This is a genomic window from Bradyrhizobium manausense (assembly GCF_001440035.1).
Taxonomy (GTDB): Bacteria; Pseudomonadota; Alphaproteobacteria; order Rhizobiales; family Xanthobacteraceae; genus Bradyrhizobium; species Bradyrhizobium manausense.
In genome coordinates, this window is sequence record NZ_LJYG01000113.1 from 926 (window position 1) to 2427 (window position 1502).

Below are 1502 nucleotides of genomic sequence, written 5' to 3' on the forward strand. Positions count from 1 at the left end.
GAAACGGTGATCACGATGCTCTGGAATGAGTGATCACGATGGCCTGGAATTGGTGATCACGATCGTCTGGAACGCGCAGCTTTCCTGCAAAATCGAATACTACATCAAGTCCAATTCTGCTTATTCCTCAGATCAATCCGCATTCTTCACATGGCGTAATCGCGGCTGACGTCTTCTTGAGAACACGAGGATCGGTACGATCGGCGTCAGCAAATCGAAAAGGAGCCGCGCTATGAAGCAGTACGTTGGTCTGGACATCTCTATGGAAGAAACCAGCATTTGCGTTTTGGACCAGGCCGGCGGCGTGACATTCGAAGGTTGTGCGCCGACCAATCCGGAGGCGATCGCTGAGCTCCTAAGGCGTCATGCCGGCAATGCTGAGCGGATCGTCTTTGAAACGGGCTCGCTATCCAATTGGCTTTGGCATCAACTCAGGGCACTGGGCTTTCCGGTGATTTGCCTTGATGCGCGTCACGCCAACGCGGCGTTATCAATGCGTATCAACAAGTCGGATCAAAACGATGCCAAGGGATTGGCCGAAATGGCCCGCATGGGATGGTACCGGGAAGCTGCCGTGAAGGGGGCGGAGAGCTGGAAAACCCGTTCGATGCTGGCGGCTCGAAGCAAGCTGGTGGATCTGCGGCGTGACCTCGACAACCAGATGCGTGGTCTTTGTAAGGGGCTGGGAATATTGCTCGGCAGGGCCGGTTCGACCAATCTGGCTCGCAAAGTCAACGCCGTCCTCGCTGAATCGCCGGATTTGCAAAGTATTTTCGCGCCGCTACTCCTTGCTCAGTCCTGTTTGACCGAGCAAATTGAAAAATTTGATCGAGAACTTCTGGTGATGGCGAAGGGTGACCAAACTGTTCGGCGAATGATGACCGTTCCCGGTATCGGTCCCCTGACCGCTCTGGCCTTCGTCGTTACCATCGACAACCCCGCTCGCTTCAGACATTCCGCCGACGTTGGTGCCTATCTCGGCCTGACACCAAGACGTCATCAATCCGGCGAGATCGACCGCACTGGCCGCATCTCCAAACGCGGCAACCATCAGGTTCGGACTTATCTGTTCGAAGCCGCGAACGTCCTGCTGACCGTTGTCAGGCGAGGTTCTGCGCTCAAGCGCTGGGGCAGCAAACTGACAAAAAGGATCGGCGCCAAAAAGACGAAGGTTGCCGTTGCTCGCAAAATGGCTGTCATCCTCCACTCCATCTGGACCGACGGCACTGAGTTCCAGGCAGAGATGCGCGCCGCATGAAGTAACCCTAAACCGACACCCAGATCCGCCTCCGGCGGAACAAGCGTCCCTGCCGGGACGAAGGTGTTGGCAATCTCGAAGTCGTCCCTGCGGGCGTTACGCACCGCGCTCTTCACATCGAGATGCACACCTCTTGAACGCCATCATGCGGCGGCTGTAGAGACGACCGCGGAAAGAACCATGAACCCGGCAGTGGATGATTTTTGTCTAATCGGGGTTGACACCGTGCCCGCGATTAAAGAAC

Annotated in this window: 1 protein-coding gene; it reads left to right on the top strand. The window is 56.2% G+C overall.

The genetic code is table 11. From position 1 onward, the window contains the following. Nucleotides 1-232 precede the first annotated feature (232 nt). A complete protein-coding gene (locus tag AOQ71_RS40145; protein WP_057748104.1) occupies nucleotides 233-1258 on the top strand; it encodes an IS110 family RNA-guided transposase in 1026 nt (341 codons plus the stop codon). The last annotated feature ends 244 nt before the right edge of the window (nucleotides 1259-1502 follow it).

Coding starts and splice junctions, on each gene's coding strand:
- AOQ71_RS40145 (WP_057748104.1), top strand. CDS start 233: ATGAAGCAGTACGTTGGTCTGGACATCTCTATGGAAGAAACCAGCATT.